At 69.3% G+C, this 24,410-nt stretch carries 25 protein-coding genes and 2 pseudogenes; 18 read left to right on the top strand and 9 right to left on the bottom strand.

Features of this window, described 5'->3' with window-relative positions; translation table 11 throughout:
- Positions 1 to 6: 6 nt before the first annotated feature.
- Complete coding sequence (locus ACQEVZ_RS02430) at positions 7 to 645, bottom strand: TetR/AcrR family transcriptional regulator (RefSeq protein WP_433360622.1); 639 nt, start codon at positions 643 to 645, stop codon at positions 7 to 9.
- 64 nt (positions 646 to 709) lie between these two features.
- Between ACQEVZ_RS02430 and ACQEVZ_RS02425 the strand changes: the two genes are divergently transcribed.
- The 5 genes from ACQEVZ_RS02425 (at position 710) to ACQEVZ_RS02405 (ending at position 4,908) form a co-directional block, all read left to right on the top strand.
- Positions 710 to 1,156 (top strand): hypothetical protein, encoded by a 447-nt coding sequence (locus tag ACQEVZ_RS02425; RefSeq protein ID WP_433360619.1) that lies wholly within the window; start codon positions 710 to 712, stop codon positions 1,154 to 1,156.
- Complete coding sequence (locus ACQEVZ_RS02420) at positions 1,153 to 1,560, top strand: ester cyclase (RefSeq protein WP_433360616.1); 408 nt, start codon at positions 1,153 to 1,155, stop codon at positions 1,558 to 1,560. Before ACQEVZ_RS02425 ends, ACQEVZ_RS02420 begins: the two co-directional genes overlap by 4 nt.
- Before the next feature lie 185 nt (positions 1,561 to 1,745).
- Positions 1,746 to 2,057: a hypothetical protein gene (locus ACQEVZ_RS02415; RefSeq protein WP_433360613.1), complete on the top strand. Its 312-nt coding sequence runs from the start codon at positions 1,746 to 1,748 to the stop codon at positions 2,055 to 2,057.
- Between the two features lie 170 nt (positions 2,058 to 2,227).
- Positions 2,228 to 3,505, top strand: coding sequence for a hypothetical protein (locus ACQEVZ_RS02410; protein ID WP_433360610.1), 1,278 nt, complete (start codon positions 2,228 to 2,230; stop codon positions 3,503 to 3,505).
- An 89-nt stretch (positions 3,506 to 3,594) separates the two neighbouring features.
- Positions 3,595 to 4,908, top strand: coding sequence for a pyridoxal phosphate-dependent aminotransferase (locus tag ACQEVZ_RS02405; RefSeq protein ID WP_433360607.1), 1,314 nt, complete (start codon positions 3,595 to 3,597; stop codon positions 4,906 to 4,908).
- Between the two features lie 4 nt (positions 4,909 to 4,912).
- Here the strand turns inward: ACQEVZ_RS02405 and ACQEVZ_RS02400 are convergent, their stop codons facing one another.
- The 4 genes from ACQEVZ_RS02400 to ACQEVZ_RS02385 all read right to left on the bottom strand — a co-directional run bounded on the left by ACQEVZ_RS02400 (position 4,913) and on the right by ACQEVZ_RS02385 (position 7,763).
- The gene (locus ACQEVZ_RS02400) at positions 4,913 to 5,944 is read right to left on the bottom strand and encodes a methyltransferase (protein WP_433360604.1); all 1,032 of its coding nucleotides are present in this window, start codon (positions 5,942 to 5,944) and stop codon (positions 4,913 to 4,915) included.
- The gene (locus ACQEVZ_RS02395) at positions 5,937 to 6,722 is read right to left on the bottom strand and encodes a tryptophan 2,3-dioxygenase family protein (protein ID WP_433360601.1); all 786 of its coding nucleotides are present in this window, start codon (positions 6,720 to 6,722) and stop codon (positions 5,937 to 5,939) included. Before ACQEVZ_RS02395 ends, ACQEVZ_RS02400 begins: the two co-directional genes overlap by 8 nt.
- A gap of 235 nt (positions 6,723 to 6,957) precedes the next feature.
- Complete coding sequence (locus tag ACQEVZ_RS02390) at positions 6,958 to 7,299, bottom strand: transposase (RefSeq protein ID WP_433360598.1); 342 nt, start codon at positions 7,297 to 7,299, stop codon at positions 6,958 to 6,960.
- Positions 7,300 to 7,535: 236 nt separating this feature from the next.
- On the bottom strand, positions 7,536 to 7,763 hold the full coding sequence (locus ACQEVZ_RS02385; RefSeq protein ID WP_433360595.1) for a hypothetical protein: 228 nt from the start codon (positions 7,761 to 7,763) through the stop codon (positions 7,536 to 7,538).
- 177 nt (positions 7,764 to 7,940) lie between these two features.
- Here ACQEVZ_RS02385 and ACQEVZ_RS02380 point away from each other — a divergent pair, with 177 nt between their 5' ends.
- Positions 7,941 to 8,438: a four-helix bundle copper-binding protein gene (locus tag ACQEVZ_RS02380; RefSeq protein WP_433360592.1), complete on the top strand. Its 498-nt coding sequence runs from the start codon at positions 7,941 to 7,943 to the stop codon at positions 8,436 to 8,438.
- Between the two features lie 1,043 nt (positions 8,439 to 9,481).
- Positions 9,482 to 10,267, top strand: coding sequence for a hypothetical protein (locus tag ACQEVZ_RS02375; RefSeq protein WP_433360589.1), 786 nt, complete (start codon positions 9,482 to 9,484; stop codon positions 10,265 to 10,267).
- Between the two features lie 164 nt (positions 10,268 to 10,431).
- On the opposite strand, the gene ACQEVZ_RS02370 is transcribed toward ACQEVZ_RS02375, so the two are convergent.
- Positions 10,432 to 16,044 (bottom strand): GH92 family glycosyl hydrolase, encoded by a 5,613-nt coding sequence (locus tag ACQEVZ_RS02370; protein WP_433360586.1) that lies wholly within the window; start codon positions 16,042 to 16,044, stop codon positions 10,432 to 10,434.
- 106 nt (positions 16,045 to 16,150) lie between these two features.
- Between ACQEVZ_RS02370 and ACQEVZ_RS02365 the strand changes: the two genes are divergently transcribed.
- Entirely contained in the window at positions 16,151 to 16,339 is a 189-nt protein-coding gene (locus tag ACQEVZ_RS02365) for a LacI family DNA-binding transcriptional regulator (RefSeq protein WP_433360583.1), read from the top strand.
- A pseudogene (locus ACQEVZ_RS02360) lies at positions 16,291 to 16,479 on the top strand (substrate-binding domain-containing protein); the annotation flags it as partial. The gene ACQEVZ_RS02365 and the pseudogene ACQEVZ_RS02360, both read left to right, overlap by 49 nt.
- An 11-nt stretch (positions 16,480 to 16,490) precedes the next feature.
- On the opposite strand, the gene ACQEVZ_RS02355 reads toward ACQEVZ_RS02360, so the two are convergent.
- Together ACQEVZ_RS02355 and ACQEVZ_RS02350 are read right to left on the bottom strand one after the other, a co-directional pair.
- On the bottom strand, positions 16,491 to 18,053 hold the full coding sequence (locus tag ACQEVZ_RS02355) for a serine/threonine-protein kinase (protein WP_433360580.1): 1,563 nt from the start codon (positions 18,051 to 18,053) through the stop codon (positions 16,491 to 16,493).
- Positions 18,054 to 18,380: 327 nt separating this feature from the next.
- Positions 18,381 to 18,707, bottom strand: a complete 327-nt coding sequence (locus ACQEVZ_RS02350; protein WP_433360577.1) for a WYL domain-containing protein — start codon at positions 18,705 to 18,707, stop codon at positions 18,381 to 18,383.
- 33 nt (positions 18,708 to 18,740) lie between these two features.
- On the opposite strand from ACQEVZ_RS02350, the gene ACQEVZ_RS02345 reads away from it, so the two are divergent.
- The 7 genes from ACQEVZ_RS02345 to ACQEVZ_RS02315 all read left to right on the top strand — a co-directional run bounded on the left by ACQEVZ_RS02345 (position 18,741) and on the right by ACQEVZ_RS02315 (position 21,892).
- Complete coding sequence (locus ACQEVZ_RS02345) at positions 18,741 to 19,217, top strand: hypothetical protein (RefSeq protein WP_433360574.1); 477 nt, start codon at positions 18,741 to 18,743, stop codon at positions 19,215 to 19,217.
- The gene (locus tag ACQEVZ_RS02340; RefSeq protein WP_433360571.1) at positions 19,217 to 19,360 is read left to right on the top strand and encodes a hypothetical protein; all 144 of its coding nucleotides are present in this window, start codon (positions 19,217 to 19,219) and stop codon (positions 19,358 to 19,360) included. The genes ACQEVZ_RS02345 and ACQEVZ_RS02340 overlap by 1 nt, the downstream gene beginning before the upstream one ends.
- Positions 19,361 to 19,445: 85 nt before the next feature.
- Complete coding sequence (locus ACQEVZ_RS02335) at positions 19,446 to 19,673, top strand: hypothetical protein (RefSeq protein ID WP_433360568.1); 228 nt, start codon at positions 19,446 to 19,448, stop codon at positions 19,671 to 19,673.
- A gap of 186 nt (positions 19,674 to 19,859) precedes the next feature.
- A complete protein-coding gene (locus ACQEVZ_RS02330) occupies positions 19,860 to 20,201 on the top strand; it encodes an ArsR/SmtB family transcription factor (RefSeq protein ID WP_433360565.1) in 342 nt (113 codons plus the stop codon).
- A 458-nt stretch (positions 20,202 to 20,659) separates the two neighbouring features.
- Entirely contained in the window at positions 20,660 to 20,800 is a 141-nt protein-coding gene (locus tag ACQEVZ_RS02325) for a hypothetical protein (RefSeq protein ID WP_433360562.1), read from the top strand.
- 392 nt (positions 20,801 to 21,192) lie between these two features.
- A complete protein-coding gene (locus ACQEVZ_RS02320) occupies positions 21,193 to 21,375 on the top strand; it encodes an antitoxin (protein WP_360572439.1) in 183 nt (60 codons plus the stop codon).
- Positions 21,376 to 21,688: 313 nt separating this feature from the next.
- Complete coding sequence (locus tag ACQEVZ_RS02315) at positions 21,689 to 21,892, top strand: cold-shock protein (RefSeq protein ID WP_360572441.1); 204 nt, start codon at positions 21,689 to 21,691, stop codon at positions 21,890 to 21,892.
- A 656-nt stretch (positions 21,893 to 22,548) separates the two neighbouring features.
- On the opposite strand, the gene ACQEVZ_RS02310 is transcribed toward ACQEVZ_RS02315, so the two are convergent.
- Positions 22,549 to 22,773, bottom strand: a complete 225-nt coding sequence (locus ACQEVZ_RS02310) for a hypothetical protein (protein WP_433360558.1) — start codon at positions 22,771 to 22,773, stop codon at positions 22,549 to 22,551.
- Between the two features lie 91 nt (positions 22,774 to 22,864).
- Here ACQEVZ_RS02310 and ACQEVZ_RS02305 point away from each other — a divergent pair, with 91 nt between their 5' ends.
- On the top strand, positions 22,865 to 23,077 hold the full coding sequence (locus ACQEVZ_RS02305; protein WP_433360555.1) for a hypothetical protein: 213 nt from the start codon (positions 22,865 to 22,867) through the stop codon (positions 23,075 to 23,077).
- 224 nt (positions 23,078 to 23,301) lie between these two features.
- Positions 23,302 to 24,410 (top strand): annotated as a pseudogene (locus tag ACQEVZ_RS02300) (DEAD/DEAH box helicase); the annotation flags it as partial.

Raw genomic sequence — 24,410 nt, 5'->3', positions numbered from 1 at the left:
GTCGCGCTACGTGTCGGCCATGGTCGTAGCGGGCAGGAGCAGCTGGTTGAGAGTGTCGCGGAGCCAGTGTTCGCATCGGTCGTAGGACCATCCGTGCTCGTTGTGCAGTTGCGCGTAGGTGTCGTAGTACAGCAGGACCGCAATCGTGGTGGCGGCCGTGGCGGTGTCCAGTCCGGGGCGCAGGGCGTGAAGTTGTGCGAGGTGCTGGGCGCAGGTGGCGGCGCCATCGCGGTGGCGGGCAGCTCCCGCCGCGTACGCGGCGGCGAGGTCGGCATCGACGTGGGCGCCTGAGCGTAGTCCGGCGATGATGTCGTGGCAGCGTTCGTTGAGCTGGCGGGTCAGGCGCACCATCAGGGCTATGACCTCGCGCGGGTCGTGTGATTGCTGGATCTGTGCGGCCAGTTGCGGGATCTCGGCGACGGCGTCCACCTCGTCGAGCATCGCTGTGATGAGTTGCGGTTTCGAGCCGACGCTGGCGTAGATCGTTTGCACAGCCACGCCGGCTTCCTGGGCGATGTCGGCGACCGATGTATGTGCGTATCCGTGCTGGGTGAACAGCTTCGACGCGGCCAGGATGATGTCCCGCCGGGTCTGGGCCGCTTGCATCTGGCGCCGGTTGGGCCGGGAACCGTCTTGCGTCGTCACATCATTCACCTTAATCTAATTCTAGTCAGCGTAATGACCTTCTAGTCACCTGAGTGGGGAGCCGATGACGACCCTACCGAGCCCGGTCCGCGCTACGCGGATCACCGCGGCGTTCGCCGCCGGCGCCGCCGCCCTGGCGACCTTCGCCCTCAGCCGCGTGGTATGGCCCGACCCGCCCGGCGCGATCACCCCGCCGGCGGATCTCCTGCCCTACTTCCTGAGCCTGTCGGTGGTCGAGTCGCTGCTGTTCGGCGCGGGCGTCGCCTACGCCATCGTCGGTCTGCCCGTCGCGCGACGCGCGACCAAACCCGCCGCGCTGGACTGGGCGGTGTATCTGAGCGTCTGCTTCATGCTGCTGAGCTGGTGGCCGCACGACAACATGCACCGCGTCCTGGCCCATCACGACTTCGCGGGCCTGGCCCGCATCGAGTACCTGTTCCACGTCCCGCTGATGGTCGGCGCCGCATGCGTCGCCCTCTACACCTTGCAGGCTCGCCGGGAGGCGCGATGACCAGCCACGAGGAGATCATCCGCGGCGTCTACCGGACCCTGTTCGAGACCGGCGACACCGCCCTGGCCGACGACTTGGTGACCGCCGACTTCGTCGACCACGCCGCACCGCCCAACTCCGCGCCACCCGGCCCGGACAACCTCAAGGCCGCCGTCGCTTTCCTACACTCCGCGCTGGGCGACATCCGCTACGAGGTCCACGACGTGCTGTCGGCCGGTGACCGGGCCGCCTACCGGGCCACGCTCACCGCGACCCAGCGCGGTCCGCTGTTCGGGCATCCGCCCACCGGGCGACGGTTCAGCATGCAGCAGATCCACATGGTGCGCTTCGATGCCGACCGCATCGCCGAGCACTGGGCCTGCCGCGACGACCTCGGCGCCCTGCGCCAGCTCGGACACCTGTAGATGGAGGCACAGATGGGCTCCGTCAGCCTTACCAGAAGGCGTCGGCGAACCGGCGACGCCAACCGACGCCCCCATGCCCGAACCTGGGCCGCGGTGGCCCTCGTGGTGATGGGATCGGGTGTTCCGGGTGCGGAGACGACCCGGCCGGTCCTGCCACCAGCCAGCCCGACGGTTCGGCGACCGCGATGAGTACCGCTGGCGCGGCACCGTTCGTGCTCGACATCGGAATCGAACACGACGTGTGCGGCATCGGGGTCGCCGTGGTGTTCATCCCGCGCACGGCCACCTCCGGACGCGCCGACGTGGAGCCGCTGGTCTACGGCGGCCCCATCAGCCACATGCAGGCGCCCTACAGCCTGGTCGGCACGGACCCGATGCCCAGCAACGCCGCTAAGGCCGTGCCTGGCACCGAGCTCACCGTCGAGGGCAAGAAGCTCCGCATCGTCGGGGTCGACACGCAAAGGGAACAGGTCACTCTCGAACCCCGATGCCAGTAAGGGATGGCTGTTCCGCCGGGCGGCGGCCCCATCGCCCGCCCTGTTCCACTTCCCCGCCCCGGTTCTCCGCCCCTGAGCAATTTGTGGCTGGTGCGGGCCTCGGCCCGCACCAGCCACACCGGGATCGCCGCGGCCATCATCGACGATCTTCCGTACTAGGAGGAAACGCTGTGCTTTTCATTCGCGCACGGCGCAAGCTGTGCCAGATCCTGACGGTCACGGTTGCGGCTGTAGCCTGCGGTGCAGTCGTTTCGTCCCCGGCGGCGCACGCCGGGGACGGCTACTTCACGGGGACGGATCTGGCGCTGGAAGCCGGTGCCCCCGCTAAGGGGACTAGAAACCGGATCCTCGGGTGGGCGACACCATGGAACAACGGGCGGCACGTCGCCTATTCCACCGCCTGCGAGGAGGATGGGCCCTATCACGAGTGCGGCGAAACAGGCATCGTGGTCGCCAGCAGTTACGGCGCGAAACGAAACTGGACGTGGGTCTCCGTGCCCGCGGAGGCCGGAAAGCCCCCGGAGCACGGCTTCACCTTCTATGACGCGGTCGCCTATGCCTATGACGCCTACGGGCTCAGCCGGGATCGCGGTTCAGCCATGATCATCAAGGACTGGGACTTTCACATCTGGAACCTGTGGACGAGCGAAGCCCAACCGACCTGGCATCTGGTCGACCTGACTGCCCTCACCGGCGCGCCGCCGGGGGACGGAATCACCGCCTACGTGCAGGGCAACGCCCAGCACGTCATCTACACGGGGCTGGACAGCGCGGTGTGGGAACTGCTCTACACGCCATGGAGTGGCTGGAAGGCGCGCAACCTCAGCGCGCTCACCGGGACGGCCGGGACCGGCGCCTGGCCCGCCGCGACCTTGCTCGGCGACCAGCAGATCGTCGCCTATGAAAACCTGACGGACAGTCGCATCCACCTCCTGGTCAACGACGGCTTCGGGTGGATCGACCGATCGGTCAGCGACAACACCACCGCGCAAAGCCCCTATTCCTCCCTCCTCGGCATCGTCGCGGCACCCTGGAGTGGTCGCGTCGCCATCACATACTGCGACAGGAGCGACCACCTGCACGAACTGTCGTCCGCGGACGGTACGTCGTGGAAGGACCTCGACCTGAGCCAGGAACTCAACTACTTCCCGGCCGACTGCGTCCCGCCACGGCACACCAGCGTCGCTTTGGAGGCCGACGGCAGCGAACGCCACTTCATCTGGCCCGGGCCCTCGCGCTGGACCGGGGGGGAGAACAACATCACCGAACTCGTCCGGGACCGCAACGGCACCCGGTACCGATGGCTGGACCGCGACGATGTCGACAACTTTGTCTGCGCGTTCGCGTCGCAGGAGGGCCCGAGGGTTGACACGGTATGGATCGCCTACAGAACCCAGGCCAACCCCGCCCATGTGATCGTCGAGGACATGACCGTCCCATACGCATAGCCGGAGCGGGTCATGCCCCACAGTCAGATGAACGGCTACACCGCCGGACTTAATCGATGTATTTCAATATGCCTGCTATCATGGTGCGGGTGTTGCGGTTGCCGCCCCTCGCCGGCTTGATGGCCGATCCCGACGTCGACACCACCGACGACGCGCGGATGCTCGACCGGTACCTGTCGGCCGGGCACGCCCTGCCACCGCTGCCGATGTCGATCGGCGACCCGTACCTGCTCGGTGGGGTGTTGCCGGCCGGGCTGGCGGCGTACGAACAGCAGGCGCCGCAGCACCTCGCCGGGTACAGCCGGACGCCGGCTGGCCTGCCCGAGGCGCGCTGGTCGATCGCGGCGGACACGGTTCGGTCCGAGCGGCTGGGCCGGCACGCGAGCCCCGGTGCGGACTTCGACCTGCATCTCACGTCGGGCACCGGTACCCGCGGTATCATGGGCGACTTCGCCAGGCACCTGCTCGACGCCGACGGCGACGGCCGGACCCCGGTGGTGTTGTGCGCGTACCCGACGTGGGACTACGCCGGCGTGTTCGGGCCGCTCGGCTACGAGATGGCGTACTGGCCGCTGCGCGCCGAACACTCCTGGATCCCCGACCCGGACGACATCGAGCATGCGCTGGCCGGGATCGACGCCGACTCCCATCGGCGGCTCGCGCTGGTCGTGGTGAACACGCAGCACAACCCGACCGGCGCGACCTGGCCGCAGAGCGTGCTGGCGACGCTGTTCGAGGCCGCCACCGTCCGTGGCGCGGGAATCCTGCTCGACGACGCCTACCGCCGGGTGGTGACCGACGACGCCGACGAGGTCTCCGCGCCGGAGGCCCTGTTCGGGTACTTCGCGCGCGCCGATGCGCCGGAGCGGGCGCGGCGCCGGTGGTGCCGCGTGGAGTCGTTCGGCAAGGTGTTCGCCTGCAACGACTGGGGCATCGGCAGCGTCATGGCCCACCCCGAGACGTTGCGTGCCATCGCGCGGCACACCTTCCAGTGGGCTTTCCCCCGTGGGGCGCGCCGGCAGTGGGCGATGGCGCGTTGGCTGGCCGACCCCGCGTGCGCCCGCTACCTCGCCGGGCTGCGCGCCGCCCTCGGCCACCACCGGTCCCTGTGGGCCAGGTCGCTGGTCGGGCTGGGCTGGCCGCGGGAGCTCACCGCCACCGGGACCGCGACGCCGTACTTCCTGGTCGCGGTGCCGCCCGCGTTCCGCAGCCGGCCGGACGGCGTCGACGCCTGGCGCCGCGAACTGCTGGACCGCGCCGGGCTGCTGTTCTCGCACGCGTCGATCACGATCGACGGTACCGACGCCGGCGTGCCGTTCCTGCGGGCGTATCTCGGCGGAGGCGAGGACGTCGTCGTGGAGGCGATCCGGCGGCTCGAGGACGCCGGGATCCGCTACCACTGAACGTCTATGTGGAAACGCACTCGACGACGTCGACCTGCGGCAGCCGGGTCGCGGGCTCGCGGATCGCCAGGCCCGAGCCGTGGACGAGTGCCGCCAGTTCGCTCATGGTCCGGTTGCCGCCGCCGGTGAACGAGAACACCAGCAGGTCGTCGAGGACCGCCGACTGTGCGCGGGCCGTCGCCGTGGGCCGGTCGGGGACGGTCTGCTCGAGGATCAGCAGGCGGCTCCCGTCGCCCATCGCCATCCGGCACGACCGCAGCAGCGCGGTCGCCTCCGCGTCGCCCCAGTCCTGCAGGACATACTTCAGCAGGTACACGTCGTGCCCGGCTGGGACGCCCGCGAAGAAGTCGCCGGTGACGACCGTGCACCGGTCCGCCACGCCCTCCGCGTCGAGGAGCCGCTCCGCCGCCGGCCGCACCTCGGCCCGCTCGAAGACGGTGCCGCGCAGGTGCGGCCAGGCGTGCAGCAGCCGGGTCAGCATCCGGCCGTCGCCGCCGCCGATGTCGACGACGGTGGACACGCCCGAGAAGTGGTACGCGCGGGCGAGCTCGTCGCCGATGCCGACGGAGTTGGCGGACAGGTCGCGCACGAACAGCTCTCCGAGCGGCGGACGGTCGCCGAAGAATTCGTACATCGTGCGCTTGTGCGCCGCCTCGAACGCGCAATCGCCGTCGAGCAGCGCGGTGCCGAGTCCTTCGAAGACCCGGAACAGGTCGGGGTGGCCGAGCTGCAGCGACCGGTGGTGGAGCGAGCCGGGCGTGTCCCGGCGCAGGAGCGGCGTCAATGGCGTCTGCCGCAGCTCGCCGGCGTCGTCGATGGCGAGCAGGCCGAACGCCGCCCAGGCCCGCACGATGCGCAGCAGGTTGGGCAGGGCGACGCCGGTGTCCCGCGCGAGGTCCTCGGCGCTGCGGGGGCGGTCGCTCAGGTGGTCGGGCAGCCCGAGGCCGACGCCTGCCGAGACGACCTGCGTCGTGATGGCGCCGGACAGCAGGGACAGGACGGCGGTCGTATCGGCGAAGTCAGTGCGGCTAGGCAACGGGCACCCCGTGGGTCTCGGCGTGGCTGCTGTGGGTCTCGGCATGGCCGGCGAGGGTCTGGGCGTGGCCGGCGTGCGCCTCGGCGCGGGCCGCCCACAGCTGCGGGAACGGCGTGCGCAGCCGGCTCGTCAGGTATTCCAGGCCGGTCGTGCCGCCGGTGCCCGGGCCGTCGCCGATCATCCGGGTGACGACGTGGAGGTGGGTCGTCTGCCAGCTCCAGACTCCCTGCGCCAGCTCGGCGAGGGCCTGGGACATCCGGAACATCGGGTCGCCGCGCAGCCCTCCGGCTACCAGCTCGGCCAGGTCGCGACCGGAGCGGTCGAGCAGCCGCAGGTAGCCCTCGAAGAGCGGGCCGGGCCCGCCGCCGTTCATGCCGAGGATCGTCCGCAGCCGGTGGAAGTGCGCGGACTGGGCGCCGCTCGCCGTGCCGAGCCGCTGCCGGAACGCGGCGAAGCACTCGACCGGCAGCTGCCCGAGCAGCTCGGCCTGCTGACGCAGCGTCACCATGCAGTCGGTCGCCCGACCCACGGTCTCCAGCCAGTCCTCGACATCGCCGTCCGGCGTGGCCAGGCACTCGACCGCGGCGTCGAGCTCCAGGATCGCCTGTCGCAACAGTAACTCGCTGCATTGATGGATGGTGATGAAAAAGTGCTCCGCGCGAAACGTCCTGAGGTCGTCCGGCGGGGTCAGGGGATGCTGCAGGGACATGAGCTCCGGAATTCGGAGATAACCGGCGTAGTTTTGGTGCTCCGTGGCCGAATGCAGGTGCGAATACACGATTCAGCAGGCCCTTCCCGTCTCCGCAGACCGCCAACGATATCCGAGCGGCGACATCAGGACAAGACGCCTGGTGGTTTCTTTAATTGTTGTTCACCGATGAACGGAGTTCGGATTTACATAGTCGTGTGTAGCTGTAAATAACGCACTGGCCGGTTGGTCATGCGGGCGCGCCGGGGCTCCGGCGTGTTGGCCGGTTTCCTCCGTGTGATGTCCACGTGATCGGGTGCGGGTGTCAGCCGATCGGGCGCGGTAGCCCGTTGAGGCGGGTGAACGCAGTGGTCAAATCTGTTGCCCAGGGCCAGGTTTCGGCGATCCGGAGCCGGGTTTGGCGGGCGGTGCGGGTGAGGCGGGCGGCGACGTGCAAGAGCCGGTAGCGCAGTTTCTTGGGTTCTGCGGCGGCGAGTTCACCGTCCAGAAGCAGTACCTGAGTCCAGGCGAGCAGATCGATGCTGGTCAGGGCGAGTTGTAGCCAGGGGCGTACTTGCTCCCATTCGGGCCAGCTGGCGAGACCAAGCCAGGGCTCCGTGTCGCCGCTGGCAACGGCTCGTTCATCACCACCGACGAGCTCCTGCACAAAGCACGTGCCGTCCAGGCCAAATACCTCAACAACGCTACGACGGTGGACGGCGTCGGGATCTAGCGTTCAGGACTCCGGCGCGGACTGCCAACCTTACCAACGCAGAACGCAACGAAGCCCGACCGAGCCGTGTAGACATGCAGGTCACCCTATGCAACTGCGTTTGGAATCCCCACACGCTGGGGGCGTTCCTCGTCGGGACCGGACTGGCCCCGGCCATGGCCCTTGATCAGTCAAAGTCGATAGCAGGAGGTGGCATCGTCGTTTGTGGCGGTGATCGGGATTTCCACGCGCAGGCTGGTGCCCACCTCGCACGGGCTGTCGAGAACGGTTCGGCCGCCGAGCGCCTCGACGCGGTCTTTGAGGTCGATCAGGCCGGTGCCGCGGGTGAAGTCGGCCCCGCCGACGCCGTCGTCGCGGACCGCGACGTGGTGGTGGCGGCAGCGGTGCGTGGGCGGCAACCGCGTCGGGGCAGATGTGTGGCGGGCCGGATGCGGCCGGGTCGGGGTTGCTGGCGAGGATCGCGGCGGAGGTGAGCACGATCCTGCCGTCGGCGTACCGCCACGAGGTGGAGTGCAGAATCGTCATTGGTGGCGGCGCCCAGTCGGGTTGAGGACCATCGCTTCACCATTCAGGGCGTGGACGAACGCTGGGAATGCGGGAGGGTTTCAGGCGCCGCTGCTGTGGTAGATGCGTGCGTAGCTGTATCTGACATCGGGAGGATCGACATGTCGCAGACCCGGGAGTTGCTTGACACGTTTGCTGTGAGTTTTCGTTCGCAGGTCAGCAGCGAGCGGTTGGCGGCCGTGATCGACGCGATGGCGGCGTGCGAGGAGGCGGTCACCGCCTGCGCGGCCGCCATGGTCGCGGAGGATGACGTCCAGGTGCTGCAGGACGCGATCATCCGGGACCTGAACTGCGCGGACGTGGTGACCTCGGCCCGCCGGGTGGTCAGTCGCGGCGGCGACGCCACATTGCTGGGCTTGCTGCTGGAGGCGTGTGTGATGGCGTGCGAGCACAGCGCCGAGCTGTGCGCCAAGCATGCCCACCACCACGACCACTGCCGGCTGTGCTCGGAGGCGACGCTGCGGTGCGCGGAGGCGTGCCGGGAGGTCCTGCATGGGTTGCACAGCTAGCCGGCTGTGGATCTGAGCGCGGTTCTGCTGCTGGGCCTGACCGCGGGTGGCGCGTTGTGCACGCTCGTCCAGGGCGGCCTGCTCGCTGCGGTCGTGACCCGCCACGCCGGTTGCGCTCCGCCAGACCACACATGCACCGGCACGGGCGGCGAGGCGTCCTCTGTGACGGCGGCGCGCTTCGATGCCGTGCCGGTTACCGCGTTCCTGACGGGAAAGCTGGCTTCACACATCGTCCTGGGGCCCTGCTCGGCTTGGTCGGCGCGATGGTGTCGGTCGGGCCGGCGGCGCGGCGGTGATGGCGGTGTTGGGATGGTTCGCGCGCCGGGCTGATGGTGATGTCCGGATCGACCTCGGTGTCCCCGCCGTCGGGGTGGTGCGTTACTCATGCGTGATGGGCATGTACACCGCACGCCTGACCGTTCGGTAGCCACCTGGCCTCAGGCGGCGTGCGCCTGGGCTGGTGTCTCGACACCTGCCTGGTGCGTGCCGTGGAACGGGACCACCTGTGCGCCGAAGTCCATGGTGGACCTCTTCGCCGCATCGGAACCCGCGGTCCCGTCGCGTGCCACCGCGCCCGACGGCCGGTCGGCACGTCCACCCGGGCCGTTCGCCCCTGACGCGAGCGCCCATAGCGGGCGACGCTATGGGCGTGACCGCCAGGCGCTCACCCGATAGGGGACATGCCGTGTCGACAAGAACGCTGAACTCGGGGAGTCACCGGCCGTCGACGTCCGGACCGACCGGGGACCAGGTCTGGCGGGCGTTGGCCAAGGCGTCGAGATCCGTGCCGAGGGCCAGTTTGTGACCTACGGGCTCGGTGTGTCGCTGATGCAGATGCGCCAACCCCCACTCGCCCGGGCGCGCGTGCCGGTGGCCCGAGCACCCGTCAGGTAGGCGGTGCGGCCCGACCGGTGCCACACCTGGAGAAGGGGGAAGCGATGCCGGACATGCCGCCTCAGCTCGCCGTATGCGAGGCACCGTCCGTCGATCGGCCAGCAGCGGGTCGGCCTCTGCCGCTGTGGTACACGGGTGTGCTGTCCGCAGTGTTGGTCGCGGTCACGTCGTACGGGTTACTCGCATCAGACCCGTACCGCCTCTCGGTCGAGGTGACCGCACAAGGCAGGGGTCAAGACCTCCTCACGCTGCTCGCGGTGCCAGCCCTGGTGTGGTCGGCGGCACGGGCCCGGGCCGGTTCGCTGCGCGCGCACCTGCTCTGGCTGGGCATCGTGTTGTACCTCGCCTACAGCTACGTGACATACGCCTTCTCGGTCCCCTTCAACGATGCGTTTCTGGGATACGTCGCCGTGCTGGGCCTTTCGTCGTACGGGCTGCTCAACGGCCTGCTGGGCATCGATGTCGACGCGGTGGCGCCGGCGTTCGCGGCGACCCCGCGACGCGTGACGGCGTGGTCACTGGCCCTGACCGGCGCCGCGTTCGGTCTGCTATGGCTCTCCGACATCCTGTCGGCCTTCCCGGGCGGTCTGCCCACGAACCGGTTCGTCTACGACCTGCCGAACCCGATCCACGTAATCGACCTGGCCTGGCTCATCCCCCTGGTCATGGCGACGGCCGTGCTGCTGTGGCGCGAATACCCCGCCGGCCCGGTACTCGCCGCCGTGCTGCTCGTCAAACTGTTGACCCTCGGGCTGGCGCTCCTGTCGATGGTGGTGTTCATGCTGGCGGCCGGCAACGGGCTGGAGTCGAGCGATGTCCCGGTGGTCGTACTCGCCGTCACGATGACAGTCCTTGCCACCACCTTGTTGGCGGTGGGCGCGCGGCGGATGCGCCGCGTGACCGGCGCTTGGATGAGAGCCAGCCGCTGGCGATAGCTCCCATGCGGCTCACTGAGCAAACCAGCTGCGTGCAGTTCACGTGCGGCCGGTCGGCACTGGCGACGGTGTGCCACGCGCGCTGCCCCTCACGGAAACAACAACGCCGCTGGTGAGCGGGCCACGATGGCGGCTCGCTCACCAGCGGCGTTGACTGCCTCGGCCTAGTTCGGGCTGGTGACCGTGAAGGGCAGCTGAATCCGGGTCGCCGAATCAGCGCCCGCCAGCGTGATGCTGGTCGAACTCGGTACCGCCGCCCCCGGAACGCTGATGACCGCGCCGGAGATGACGCCGTCGCCGTTCGCGTGGACGGTCATGGCGAAGAGGCCGTCACCGAAGGTGATCGTGACCGCCTCGTTCCGGGCGAACCCGGAACCGTTGACCGTGATTGCCGTACCGCGCGGACCTTCGGTGTCCGACAGGGTCACCTGGGGCTGGTGCGCCGGCTGGGCCGACTGCCCGGTCACCTCGACGGTCGCCGTCGCCGGGGCCTGCGAGGATGCGCCCTCGGCGGTGACCGCGTACAGGCCGGGTTCCGCGTCACGCGGTGCCGCGATCGACGCGTGGACCGCGCCCGCCGCGGAGGCCTTGACCGTCACGTTGCCCGTGCCGCCGAGCTCGATGCTCACCTGCTCGCCGGCGGCGAACCCGGTGCCGTTGACGGTGACCGTGTCCCCGGCGCCGACGGACGGCGATGCCGAGATCGCCGGCTGCGCGCCGGCGCCCGCCACCGTCACGGTGAACGTCACGGTGCTGCTCGACAACGTGTCCCACACGGTGACGTGCACCATGTACGTGCCGTTCTGCACGTACGTGTGCTGTGCGCTGATCGCACCGGACGCGTTGACCGTGGCGTCCTGCGGAACCGTGCCGTCACCCCACTGGACGCTGGCGTGGTAGCTGGTCGAGTCGGTGACGCCACCGGTCACCGAACCGAGCGCGGCGTTGAGCGCCTGCCCGGCGGTGGCCGTCTGGTCCTTCGGGGCCGTGGTCGTCAGCGCCGCGGCCGGCGTGCCGTCGTTGGCGATGGCGAACACGTGGATCCGGCCCGCCGAGCCGGGGTCGCCCGTCTGCGCCGGCAGCGTCACCGAGACAAGCGTCTTGCCGGCCGGGATCTGGTACGGCGCGGTGGCGAACAGGAACGGCTGGGCGCCGTCCCGGTTCGTGCCGAGCAGTCGGTACGCGGTCTTGGCGACGACGATGTTGCCGTAGGACGGCGTGCCGTTGGGGTTGCCGCCCAGCGTCCAGTCGCTCAGCTGGATCGGGATGCTGGCGGTGGTGCCGTCGCTGAACGTCGCCGTGCCCGTCGTGCTCTGGTTGCCCTGCGTGCCGGCGCCGATGAACGAGATGCTCTTGGCGTCGGACGGCAGGTTGAGCACGATCGTGTTGGCGTTGCCGGTCGCGTTGTCCAGCTGCCCGGCCGGGACCGCGGGCAGCGTGAAGTTCAGCGCCGTGCCGGGAACCCCGTGCTGCTGGCCCTGGGTGACGCCCGCCGCCGCGAGTGCGGCCCGGTCGTACGCCCAGTTCTTGGCGTCGCAGTTGGCGGCTCGGACGCCCTCGTCGCCGATGCAGACGGTGTCGAACGCGGCGGTGAGGCTGGACTTCGGCGTGTAGGCCACGTCGACGCCGACCGTTGCCGTGCCCTGGCTGGTGCCGTCGGTCACCGCGACGGAGGCCTGGTAGTAGCCGGGCTTGGCGTAGGTGTGCGAACCGCTGACGTTGTACACGGCCCGCGAGCTGAGCGTCGTGGTGCCGGTGGTGGCCGGCGTGCCGTCACCCCAGTTGATTGTGGCCTGGTACCCGCTCCCGGTGCCCCCGGTGACGGAGGCCAGCGGCACCGACACCGCGGCTTCGGACAGCGCGTGCACGGTGCCCACGGTGGTGACCGTGATGGCGCCGCCACCGAGCTGGACGTCGCCGCCGGCCAGCAGTTCGATCTCGGCGAGGTTCGCCTGCGCGGCGCCGGTGGTCTTCGTGACGACAAGGCGGAACTGCGCGAACTGCCCCGGGTTGCTGATCCGGAACGGCCGAGTCTGGTTGCGCCACAGGAACGTCTGGCCACTGCGGGAGTCGACGGTGGTCCAGGTGATCCCGTCGGTGGAGCCCTGCAGCTGCCAGTCCGTTAGGTCGCCCGCTTTCGCACCCGAGGTGATGGTGTAGTACGTCGGCGTCTGCATGCCGCCGCGGTACGCCCAGTTGATCTGCGGCGTGCCGGAGGCGAACGTCATCTGCGTGGTCGACGAGTCGTCGAACAGCTTCGACGCGTCCTGCCCGCCGGTCGCGGTCGCGGTGCCGAGACCGGGGCCGGTGGTGTCCTGCAGCGGCTTGGGCGTCGCGTTGCCGTTGGTCAGCGACGGCGGTGCTTCGTTGTTGCTGGTGCCCCACGACGACGGGTTCGGCCCCATCTGGAAGTCGATGGTGCCGCCGTTGGCGAGGACGGACGAGTCGATGGAGGTGACCTTCTGCTTCTTGCCGTTGACGTTCACGCTCTGCACGTAGACGTTCTTCGTGCTGTTGTTCGCCGCGTTGACGACGATGTCGCCGCTCTTGCGGTGGACGGTCATCTGGCTGAACTGCGGCGAGCCGATGGCCCAGTTGGACGAGCCGGCCTGCAGCGGGTACAAGCCCAGGGAGCTGAGGACGTACCACGACGACATCTCGCCGTTGTCCTCGTCACCCAGGTAGCCCTGGCCGATCTCGCTGCCGACGTAGAGGCGCTGCAGGAGCTCCCGCACGATCGCCTGCGTCTTCTGCGGCGCGCCGACGAAGTCGTACATGTACGGGATGTGGTGCGACGGCTGGTTGCTCATGCCGAGCTGGCCCATGCGTACCGCACGCGCCTCCAGCATCTCGTGGATCGTGCCGCCGTACCCACCGGGGTGGTCGGCCTTCTCCGGCGTGGCGAAGAACTCGTCGAGCTTCTGCTCCAGCGCCTTCCGCCCGCCGTACAGGTTGGCCAGCCCCTGGCCGTCCTGCTGCGCGGTGAACGCGAAGTTCCAGCCGTTGGTCTCGGTGTAGACGCCACCCCAGTCCAGCGGGTTGCCGTTGAGGAACTTGCCGGAGGCGTCGCGTCCCTGGAAGAACTTCGTGTTCGGGTCGAACAGGTTGACGTAGTTGCGGGCCCGCTGCAGGAAGTACTGCGACTCCTCCTTGAGCCGGTCGCGCTCCTCCTTCGGCGTGGCCGGGTCCTTGGCCAGGGCGGCGGCCATGTTGCCGATGCCGTAGTCGTTGATGAAGCCTTCCAGCGCCCACGACACCGACTCGCCCGTCGAGGTCGGCGTGTAGCCGAGGAACAGCGACGTTTCGATGCCCTTGCGGCCGACCCCGCTGCGCCCGGACGCGACCGTCGCGTCCTTGACCGCCGCGTTGTACGCGCTGAGCGCGTCGGGCAACGCGACGCCGTTGAGGTACGTCTCGGCGAGCGCGACGTCCGCGCTGGTACCGGTCATCAGGTCGGCGTAGCCGGGCGACGACCAGCGGGCGATCCACCCACCGTCGCGGTACTGCTGGACGAACCCGTCGGCGATCTTGGCCGCGATGTCCGGGTACAGCAGCGCGTACGCGGGCCAGACGGTGCGGTAGGTGTCCCAGAACCCGTTGTTGACGTAGATCTGCCCGTCAACGATCTTCGCGCCGGTCGTGGTGGCGGTCGACGTCCCGGTCGCCGCCGAGACCGGGCTCGCGTACTGCCAGTGCGGCGCGTCCGCGGTGCCGGTGTTCTCCGACTGCGAGTTCGGGTACAGGTTCAGGCGGTACAGGTTCGAGTAGAGCGAGACCAGCTGCGTCTCGGTCGCGCCGCGGACCTCGATCCGGCCGAGCCGGTCCGTCCAGGCCGCGGTCGCGGCGGCGTGGATCTCGTCGAAGCTTCGGCCGGTGACCTCCATGTCGAGGTTCTTGCGGGCCTGGTCGACGGAGATGAACGACGTCGCGATGCGCAGCGTCACCTGCTGGTTCGCCGAGGTGTCGAACGTGGCGGACGTGGCCGCGCGCGCCGTCGGCGCCCGGTCGAACGTCCCGGACACGAACATCCGGCTGCGACCGACTGACAGGCCGCTGCCGTTGTCGACCCAGCCGGTGAAGGTGCCGTCCGTGCCGATGGTGAACGTGCCGTTGTAGAAGACGAGGCTTCCGGTGGCCTGCCCGGAGGGGAAGGTGAACTGCATGATGCCGCCGTGGTCGGTGGGCGACATCTGCGCGATCAGGCCGTTGGTCGTCTTGACCCGGTAGTGGTCCGGCCGCGCGGTCTCGTCGTTGTGGCTGAAGGCGAGTGCCCGGCTGCTCGGCGTCCCGGTGAGGGATCCGCCGGCCGGCACCGGCATGACCGACATCTGGTTGCGGTCGCCCATCCACGGGCTGGGCTCGTGCGAGATCGCGAGTCCCTGCAGCGTGGGCAGGTTGGCCGCGTTGTTGGCCGACTGGTACTCGTACTCCCACGAGTTGGAGGTGGCGTTGGTGACCGGCGTGAAGAAGTTGAAGCCGTTCGGCACCGCCGAGATCGGCAGGTTGTTGCCGCGCGAGAACGAGCCCGACGCGTTGGTCCCCCGCCGGGTGTCGACGAAGTTGGTCAGGCTGGAGCCGTCGATCGGCGCCGGCGTGCCCGCCACGGTGACGTCGTCGATCCAGCCCTGGAACCGGGTTGCGGCGGTGGCCTGGGGATCGTCGTAGGCGAGCAGGATGCGGTCGATCGTCTTGCCGCTGGCGACCGCCCCGATGTCGGACTGCACCGCGTTCCACTGGTTGGCGTAGAGCACCTTCGAAGCGCCCTGCCCACCGGCGGTGAGTGCGTACCCGTGCTGGTCGATCGCCGAGAGCCCGCTGAGGTAGCTGCCGTCGGTGAAGTGCAGGTCGACGGCGGCGTAGGTGGACGGGTACTGGGCGTCCTGCGCGGTGTACTCGGGGAAGATCTTGTAGGACAGCCGGGTCTTCGGTCCGACCGGGATACTCACGTCGAAGAGCCTGTTGGTCGCGTAGGAGCGGCCGTCGGCCTCGGCGCCGCCGGCGTACCGCAGCGACGCCAGCCCGGTGAACCCGGCGCTCGGCTTCATGTTGTAGCCGCTGGCCGGGCCGGTGCCCACGACGCTGACCATCGGGGTGGCCGGCGGCCGGACGTTGGAGCCGTCGCTGATGTCCCAGTCGGCGAGTTGGACCAGCGAGTCACCGGAGTTGGCGGTGATGTTCAGCCGGTAGTAGCCGTAGGGGGTCGTGTTGGTGAAGCTGTAGGCGTTGGTGGCGAACCGCCCGCTGAAGGACTGGCCCGTGCGCCGGTCGAGGTCGAACCACTGGTTGCCGTCGTTCGACCCCTGCACCGTGAAGTCCTTGGGGTCGCGGCTCGCCGCGTCGTTCGCGGAGGTCAGCGAGTACTTCACGACCGTCGCGGGCTGGGAGAGCCGGTAGGCGACCCAGCCGGTCGGGTTGAAGGCCAGCCACTTGGTCGACGGATTGCCGTCGGCGAGCTTCACCGCGGTTTCGTTCGGCGGGTTCTCGGCACTTGTGGTCACCGCGCTGACCTGGCTGAGCAGGCTGCCGGGCAGTCCGATGGGGCTCGATCCGCTCAGATTCTCCTGGACCGGTTTGCCGCTTGCGTTGAGCTCGACGAAGCTCGCCGCGGGTCGTGGGTCGTTCGACTCGAACGAGGAGCTGAAATTGCCGGGCGGTGCCGCGGCACTTGCCGTGGTTGCGGCGACGAGCAGCCCAACCGGCAGAAGCAGTGCGGCGACCCCAGCCAGCCGCTGGCGAGATAGGAGGGAAACGACGGGGTCGCCGTCGGGCACCTTCATGCGGGACTCCAGGGGGTGATCGCGGGCGCATGGGGCACGCCCGGAGATCGCCAGCCTTTCGCCGTGTGACAACGTTGTCAAGATACATCCGTGTAACCATCTCGAAATGGCGATGGCTGCCGCAGCTCATCGCCATGGCATCGTGTCGCGGGTGGTGAACGACGCGCCGCACGTCCAGCCCGAGCTGGCCGAGCGGGTGCTCGCCGCCGTGGCCGAGCTCGGCTTCCGCCGCAACCATCTGGCCGGCTCGCCTTCGACGACTTCGACCTGGCCGGCCTGGTGCCGTACCCGCTGACAGTGATCGCCTACGACACCCGCGAGCTGGCCCGGGCCGCCACCGAGCTGCTGTTCCGCCGGATCGATGGGGACCAGTCCTGGCCGCGTACGGTGGTGCTCCCCACCGAGCTGGTGGCCCGCGGTATCTCGGCACGCTGATCATTCACGACTCAGCCCACCTCGGCGGCGACCGCGTCGAGTTGGCTGTTGAGCGCGGTGTAGGCGGAGTCAGTCAGCTTGCCTTCTTTGTACAGACCGGCCAGCTTGTCCCGTAGCGCCTTGAGTTTCTTGGCCTCGTCGTCAGGTCTGGCGTTGGCCATGGACTTGGCCAGGTCATCGATCATGTGGTTCAGTGCCCCGGCGGCGTCCGCCTTGAGAAATCCGGCGTCGACCTGCTCCTGAATGATCTGGTGCATAGCGACGATCGGATCCGTCGGCGTCGGTGGCGGTGGCGGTGGCGCGGATTCCGTCGCCGCCGGCTGGGTCTGCGCACGGGCCGTGGTCGGCGCCGCACTCGTGAGGGCCACGCTCGGTGAAGTGTTGACCGCCGCCGGGGAGTCGGTTGCGAGCCGCTGGACCCCGCGATGTGATCCTGACCGGTTCGTCAGCGGCATGGTGGCGATGAGCGCCGTCAGGGTGACCGCTGCCGCGGCGACTGCGGCGGCCACCCACAGCAGCCACCGCCTCGACCTTGGCGCCGGCAGCGGCGTTCGCTCCTCCGCAGACCTTGCGCTGCGCGGCGGTGCGGCCGCCAGGTCCGCCGCCGAAGAGACAGCGGATCGAGGGATGGCGCCCGATGCGCCGTGCGCCATCCGATCCGCTGCCGCGACCATGCGTTTCCGGACGGTGGTGGCATCCGGCGGGCGTTCGTCCGGTGTTTTGGCGAGCAGATCGGCCACCAGAGCTTCCACGCCGGCCGGCACGTCAGGGCGACGAACCCGAAGCGGTTCCGGTGTCGTCGTGACGTGCTGTTGAACGACGCTCAACGGAGAGCCGGTCGAGAACGGTGGATGGCCGATGAGCATCGCGTACATGCTGCAGCCCAGACCGTACAGGTCGGTCCTGGCGTCGACCGGCTCGCCGTTGATCTGTTCGGGCGCCATGTACTTGGGGCTGCCCATGGCGATGGCCGACCCGGTCAGGTCGGCGTATTCGGTGGCGTTGAGCATCCGGGACACACCGAAGTCGCAGATCTTCACCACGCCGGTGGCGGTCACGATGAGATTGCTCGGCTTGATGTCGCGGTGAACGATCTTGGCCGTGTGTGCGGCTGTGAGCCCGTCGCAGATCTGCGAGGAGATCGCGAGGACGTCGGCGACCGACAGCGGGCCCTCGGCCATCAGGTCCGCCACGGTCGGGCCCTCGACCAGTTCCATGACCAGATACGGTTCGCCGTCCTGGGCGCCGAAGTCGTACACCGGGACGACATTGGGGTGCGACAGCCGGGCCACCGCACGCGCCTCGCGGCCGAAGCGTTCCATGGCCTTGGGGAGGCCCAGCCCCTCACCGGACAGCACCTTGACGGCGATCGGCCGGTCCAGTCGCAGGTCGTGGCCGCGCCAGACGGTGCCCATGCCTCCGCGGCCCAACTCCCATTCGACCCGGTAGCGATCGCCGAGGAGCCGTTGCGCCACGACGACCGAGTCACCATACGGACTGTCGGCGCGGCAGCGGATCATCGCTGCCTGCGGATGACGAAGCCGCGGCGCATCGGTCGGTCGCCCGTACGACATCCACCCTCCCGAGCTTCGGCTACTGGAGGTTGTCCAGACCGTTACAGGGGTCAGCGTGCCGACCCGAGCCGCTTCCTGTTGCCGCCGAACATAACTTCGAGTTACGGCCGGGCACCATCACCTGCTATGGGTGAGTGGGAGGGTGAATTCGCACTTCACCCCACGCAACGGTTCCGGCTCATACCGCCCATTCGGGGTGGTCGGGATGGTCGGACTCGCCCACGAGACATCGGCACAGCCCCAACATCACGACATCGAGCGATGACGAACTACGAAAAACTCACAAACCGCCCTCTGAGGAGATCGACACTGGCGCACACTCCTTGATCAACGGGAGGACGGCGGGCCGGGGTGGGCTCGCTGGTACAACGCGGCGAGGGCGGTGGCCGTGTCGGCGAGGCGGTCGCGCAGCGCGGCGGGGGAGAGGACTTCCACCTCGGCGCCGAGCCGCAGCAGCTCGCCGTGGGCAGGGGTGAGCGACTCGATCGGGATGACGGCGTGCACCCAGCCGGACTGGTCCGGTGGACCGGCGGTGGCGTCCACTGCGGCGACCACCGGGTCGCCGGCGATCTCCCGCAGCCGGTCGTGAGCCTGCCGTGGGTCTGGAGCAGCAGCAGGATCGACAGGAGACGGCTGGCCCGCATTCACTGACATTAGCTGTCAGGGGATCGTTCCTACCGTGCGGGCATGGCCTTTCACGACAAGGAACTGACCGTGCCGGGGACCGTCGAGGTCGCCGACCGGCACGTCAAGCGCTACCACATCGACCGGCCGGACCGCTGTCTCGAACCGGAGGTGGTCGAGGCCGCGTACGCCTACCTGCCGAAGCTGCTGCCCGGAACGGACGGCGGCACCCCACCGGCGAGCTGGATGGTGCTGCACCGGGGCGGCGACAGCGGCGCGAACCTGCTGGCGTACAGCTGGTTCTGGGACAACGTGCTGGAATGCCGGATCGCCGTCGCCGGCCAGCCCGCGCTGGACTGCCCGGACGACGACCCGGCGCACTTCGTCCCGCTGGACCGCCCGGGCGTGGGCTGCGTCTGGGAACTGGGCGTGCTGGAGCACGAGCGCAGCGCCTGGATCCGCCACGACCTCGCCCCGGACGAGCCCGATCTGGCCGGCTACCTGGCCGACACTCGCGCCGCCGGGCCGGTGGGCCGCTGATGGGCGACTTCGATTTCCTCGTCGGCAGCTGGGACGTGACCAACCGGCGGCTGAAGCAGCGGCACGTCGGCAGCGACGACTGGGACGAGTTCCCCGGCACAACCGTGGCACACCGGTTCTTCGACGGCGCCGGCAGCTTTTGACGAGATCCGCTGCCCGACCCGCGGCTTCTCCGGGTCGACGGTGCGGATCCTCGACCCATCGACCGGGCTCTGGTCGATCTACTGGATGAGCAGCCGCCGAGGCGTCCTCGAACTCCCGCCGGTAGTGGGCCGGTTCGTCGACGGCGTCGGCACCTTCTACGCCGACGACAGCGACACGGGGCGCCCGGTCCGCTGCCGGTTCATCTGGTCCGGGGTCACCCCGACCTCCTGCCGCTGGGAGCAGGCGTTCTCCACCGACGGCGAAAGGACCTGGGAGACGAACTGGATCATGGAGTTCGCGCGAACCGGCTAGCCCGTGGCTGGCGGCGCACAGGACGTCGAGTTGCTGGTGTGCAGCGGCTGCTCGTAACCCCGCCGCCCGGCCCAGGCATCCCTCGAACCCGGCCTCGGGGTCGCCGTCGGGGTACTGGTCCCGGTTCCACCGGCCTATTGATGGTGTTGGTGGAACGATGGAGGCGTGGGAACTGCGAAAACTGCTATGCCTGCTATCTCGCCGCTTGCTGGCGAGCCGATTAAGCGTGCCGATGCCGAGCGGCTCGCGGGAGTGTTGAAGGCGTTCGCCGACCCGGCCCGGCTGCGGCTGCTCAGTCTGATCCAGTCTGCTCCGGAGGGTGAGGCGTCCGTGAGTGACCTCACCGCGCCGCTTGGTCTCTCCCAGCCGACTGTGAGTCATCACCTTCGGATCCTCACCGAGGCCGGCCTGCTCGAGCGCGAGAAGCGCGGCGTCTGGGCGTACTACCGCCTGGTGCCGGCCGCGATCGCGGCGATCGCCGAACTGTTGACGCCGCCCCGCAAGCGGGCGACGAAGAGGGCCCGCTGAGCGACACTGTGGGGGACCCGGCGCCGGGTCCCCCACCCCCCATGGGTCGGCAGACTCACCCAGGGTGCACGTATCCAGCGCACTCCGGGCGTGTGTTCAAGAATCTCGCGGTAGCGGCGGCACTGGCCGAACCGGCGGCTGACCCTCCGCGCTAGCTTCGCCGCCTTGGCGCCATCGACGGTCAGCCCGTAAGCCCGAAGATCAGCCACGGCGGGCCGCCCAGTCGAGATCAGCGCAACGCAACGTGTCCGCATGGCCACCATTGGCCCCGATGGCCCCACGGGAACCTTCCAGGAACACGACGGCGAACTGTTAGTAACACCGATCATCCACATGGCTGGGCCAAAGAGATTGGACGCGTCCGCCCGACGCCAAGACCACGGTCCTCAGGAAGCTTCGAGCGGAACCGCCGCTACTGGGCCGCAGTCGCCCTCGGCTCGACCGGCGACGAGCGAGTCGTGCCGACCCTGGAGCATCTGCAGGCCGAGGACCGCGGCGTGACGGTCTTCGACGGCGAGGTCCGCGTCGCGGCGAAGAAGGCCCTGCGCACCGTGCGGCGCATCCAGGCTGCCATCGCCGCACGCGCGGGCCAGGCATAGTGGCGGCAACCGTCGACTGCCGGGCCGAGCGCGCGTCTCGGCCTGAGTGAACTCGTCCGGTCGCCAGGTAGCTCACCCCCGTGCGGCCGTACTGTGGCTGGCAGACGCCCCTCGTCTGTGGCCACGACACCGATTGTGGCACGTCATGGCAGCGCGAGTATCTCCCCGCTCGTCGTGCCCGGCTCGGCGCCGTGACCTGACTTTCGCGCCGCCGTAGCTGGGTGAGCCTGGCCGTCGTCGTCGGGGCATGGCCGAGGCATCCCGGGGTAGCACTAGTGAGCAGTCACCCTGGGCGGACGGAGTTCACACTGCGGCCGGCCGTGAACGGCCGGCGCACGTGACGTCAGTCGCGGGAGTCGACTTCCACCGTTGATGAGGAGAGGACTCTTGTCGTGAGCAAGCTTCTGGACAAGGCCAAGGAACTCTTGACCAAGCACGACCGCAGTGTCGACAAGGGCTTGAACAAGGCCGGCGAGCAGGCCGACCAGCGCACTGACCAGAAGTACACCGAACACATCGACAAGGGTGTACAGGAGGCCAGGAAGCACACGGGAGAGGGCGACACGACCAGGTAGGACATCAACCATCGACGGAAGATCGTTGCGTGGGTGGTAATCGGCCGCTCCGACGATGGAGTCCAGTCCGGCCTCAGGCTGCCACCGTGACGTCCCGGTGTGCACCGCTCACGGCAAAGGCCGCAACCGGGCCAGTGCGAACTGTTCAACACCGTCACATGGGTGCCCTCCGGCGGACGGCCGGAGGGTGGCCGTCCGCAGTTGTCCGGGTGGGAGCCGGCGACTTCCTCCCCGGGGGTATGGTCGGTTTGGGTGGGAATTTGTCGCCGGCGATTGGCGACGGACGGGTTCCCACTATCGTCAGGAGGCACGTGTGGCTCGCGGTACCGTCAAGTGGTTCAATTCCGAAAAGGGCTTCGGCTTCATCCAGCAGGATGATGGAGGAGCGGACGTCTTCGTCCACTACTCGGCCATCGCCAGCGGTGGATACCGTGAGCTCGCGGAAGGCCAGAAGGTTGAATACGAGGTGACCCAGGGGCAGAAGGGTCCGCAGGCGGAGAACGTCCGCGGCGTCTGACCGCCCCCGGCAGGAACCACAGCGAAGATTGAGCGTCCGCACAGTCTCTGTGCGGGCGCTCAATCTGTCTCCGCCGTGACCAACAGACCAGTGCGCATCGATGATGCCATCGGCTGTGTCCCTGACCGGTCTGCCATTCACTCGCTCTGCGAGGGTGTCCGGCCACAGCAGCTCGGCCACCGGTCCATGCCCGGATGTTTCGCCGTACCGCACCACCCTTGACCGACGCCGGATGCCCACACGTCCACCCAGCCGGAATGGCCAGCCGCGAGCCGGTCGCATCCAACACTTCTGCCGGCTCGGGCCGCCTTCCAACGATTTGGAGCTCGAACGACGACACGCTCGCTCGCTGACCCGCGAGGCAGTCGACGGCACGCAAGATCGAGGCCGTCTCGCTTACCGCGAACTGGAACGCCGCCGGCATTCCTGTTGCCGCGGTCCTCGACCTCGTCACTGCAGGCCACAACGACCTTCGTATCGGCAGCTGACGAGTAACCGCATCAGCAGTTTCCCGAGATGCGCAGGCTTGACCTTGTTGGCGCCGATGTGCGGTCGCGGCGCGCCGGCGAACCTCGGCCTCGACCGGGGCATCTATGTCGCCACCCGGACCGCGCTACGGGGCCTTCCCGCCGGCGTGATGGCTCGACGACGTACAGCTACAGGACCGCACCGCGAGGTGTCAGTTCCAGGGTTGCCACGCCGCGCCCGTACAGGACAATCACGCGGTCGCCGTGGTGAGCGCGGATCATGCCGGAGTCGGCGGCGAGGGCGATGATCGCGTGCTCGGCCACCTCGTCGACGTCGGCGGTGCCGGTCTCCTCGTACGCGACATCCAGATGGTCGCCGGTGATCAGCCGGACACGCAGCACAATCTCCGCCATGACGACCAGCCTACTGGAGCCGTGCGCGATCGCCAGATGTGTCAAGATCGTCAACGTTCCGTGCTCGGACCTGCTGCTCTATGGTCGATGGGTGAGAGTCGAGCATCATTGGTGGAACGGCGACAGCTCCGTGCGAGGGCGTCGCGACGTGTACATCCGTACCGATGGCGAGTCGTGGGAGGTTGAGGCCCGATCCGGCGGCGGCCGGTCGAAGATCTACCCGTGCCCGGGCCGGCAGTCGGCGGAGATCCTGGCTGGGGCATGGATGGGCGGGCAGCGCCGGTGGCAGGTCGTGGCGTCCTGATCGGCCTGTGCCGAGGCGGCTCCGCTCACCGGCCGTCAGCCGGTAGCGGGCTCAGGTTAACTGGCGGCGCGGTCCGCCCATCATGGCTGGCCGCGGTTCGATGTCCGACGCCACGCGCCGCGGCTGAAACGGTCAGCCCCGGGCGGGACGTCCCCTTCGACGTACGGAGCCTTCATGGCGGCACGCCGCCCGCGCTCAAGTCCCCGACCTTCGCCGACCTCGGTGTGCCCGACGCGCTCGTCCGCGTGCTGGCCGCGACCGAGGTGGACCGGCCGTCCCCGATCCAGGCCGCAACCCTGCCCGACGCGATCGCCGGACGAGACGTCCTGGGCCGGGGCCGCACCGACTCAGGCAAGACCTACGCCTTCGTCCTGGCGGTGCTCACCCGCTTGGCCGCCTCGCCGACCACGTCGAGGCCGGCCACGCGCGCCTGGACGCCGACGAGATCACCGTCCTCGACGAGGCCGATCACATGGCCGATCTCGGCTTCCTGCCCACCGTGCGGCGGCTGCTGGAGCAGACCCCGCGGCGGGCAGCGCCTGCTGTTCTCGGCCACCCTGGACGCCGGCGTCGACGTGCTGGTGCGCGGGTTCCTCACCGACCCGGTCGAGCACAGCGTCGACTCGACGCTCTCGCCGGTCGCCGCGATGACGCACCACGTCCAGCACGTCCACGCCGAGGACCGCTTCGCCGTGCTGGTCGAGCTGACCGCCGCCCCGGGCCGGACCGTCGTGTTCACCCGCACCAAGCGGGGCGCGAAGATGCTCACCCGGCGGCTGGTCGCGGCCGGTGTGTCCGCCGTGGAGCTGCATGGCAACCTGGCCCAGGCCGCGCGCACCCGAAACCTGCGGGCGTTCTCCGACGGCGACGTGCGCACGCTGGTCGCCACCGACATCGCCGCCCGGGGCATCGACGTCGAGGACGTGGCCCTGGTCGTACATGCGGACCCGCCGGCGGAGCACGCGGAGCACAAGGCGTATCTGCACCGCTCGGGCCGCACCGCCCGGGCCGGCGCGGCGGGCACGGTCGTCACGCTGATGACTGACGGCCAGGCGTCCGAGGTGCGGGAGCTGACGCGCAAAGCGGGCATCGCGGCGACCACCACCCGCCTGAGCCCGGGTCACGCGCTGCTGCGCAAGCTCGCCCCCGGGAAGCGCACGCTGGTACCGCCGCCGGTGCCGCAGTCGTCCGCCGCGCGGCGCGAGACGCAGCCGGCCCAGGCCGCTGCGGCGGCAAGCCGCCGGCGACCGCCTCGACGCGATCCGCATCGGCGCGGTGCGGCGCGGCGGCCTTCTCCGCCCGGGCCCGGCCGGGCGGTCGCGGCGGTGGGCGC

This window comes from Dactylosporangium sp. CA-152071 (assembly GCF_050936335.1).
Lineage (GTDB): Bacteria > Actinomycetota > Actinomycetes > Mycobacteriales > Micromonosporaceae > Dactylosporangium > Dactylosporangium maewongense.
Note: the sequence above shows the minus strand (reverse complement) of the source record. Positions and strands in the feature narration are given on the sequence as shown.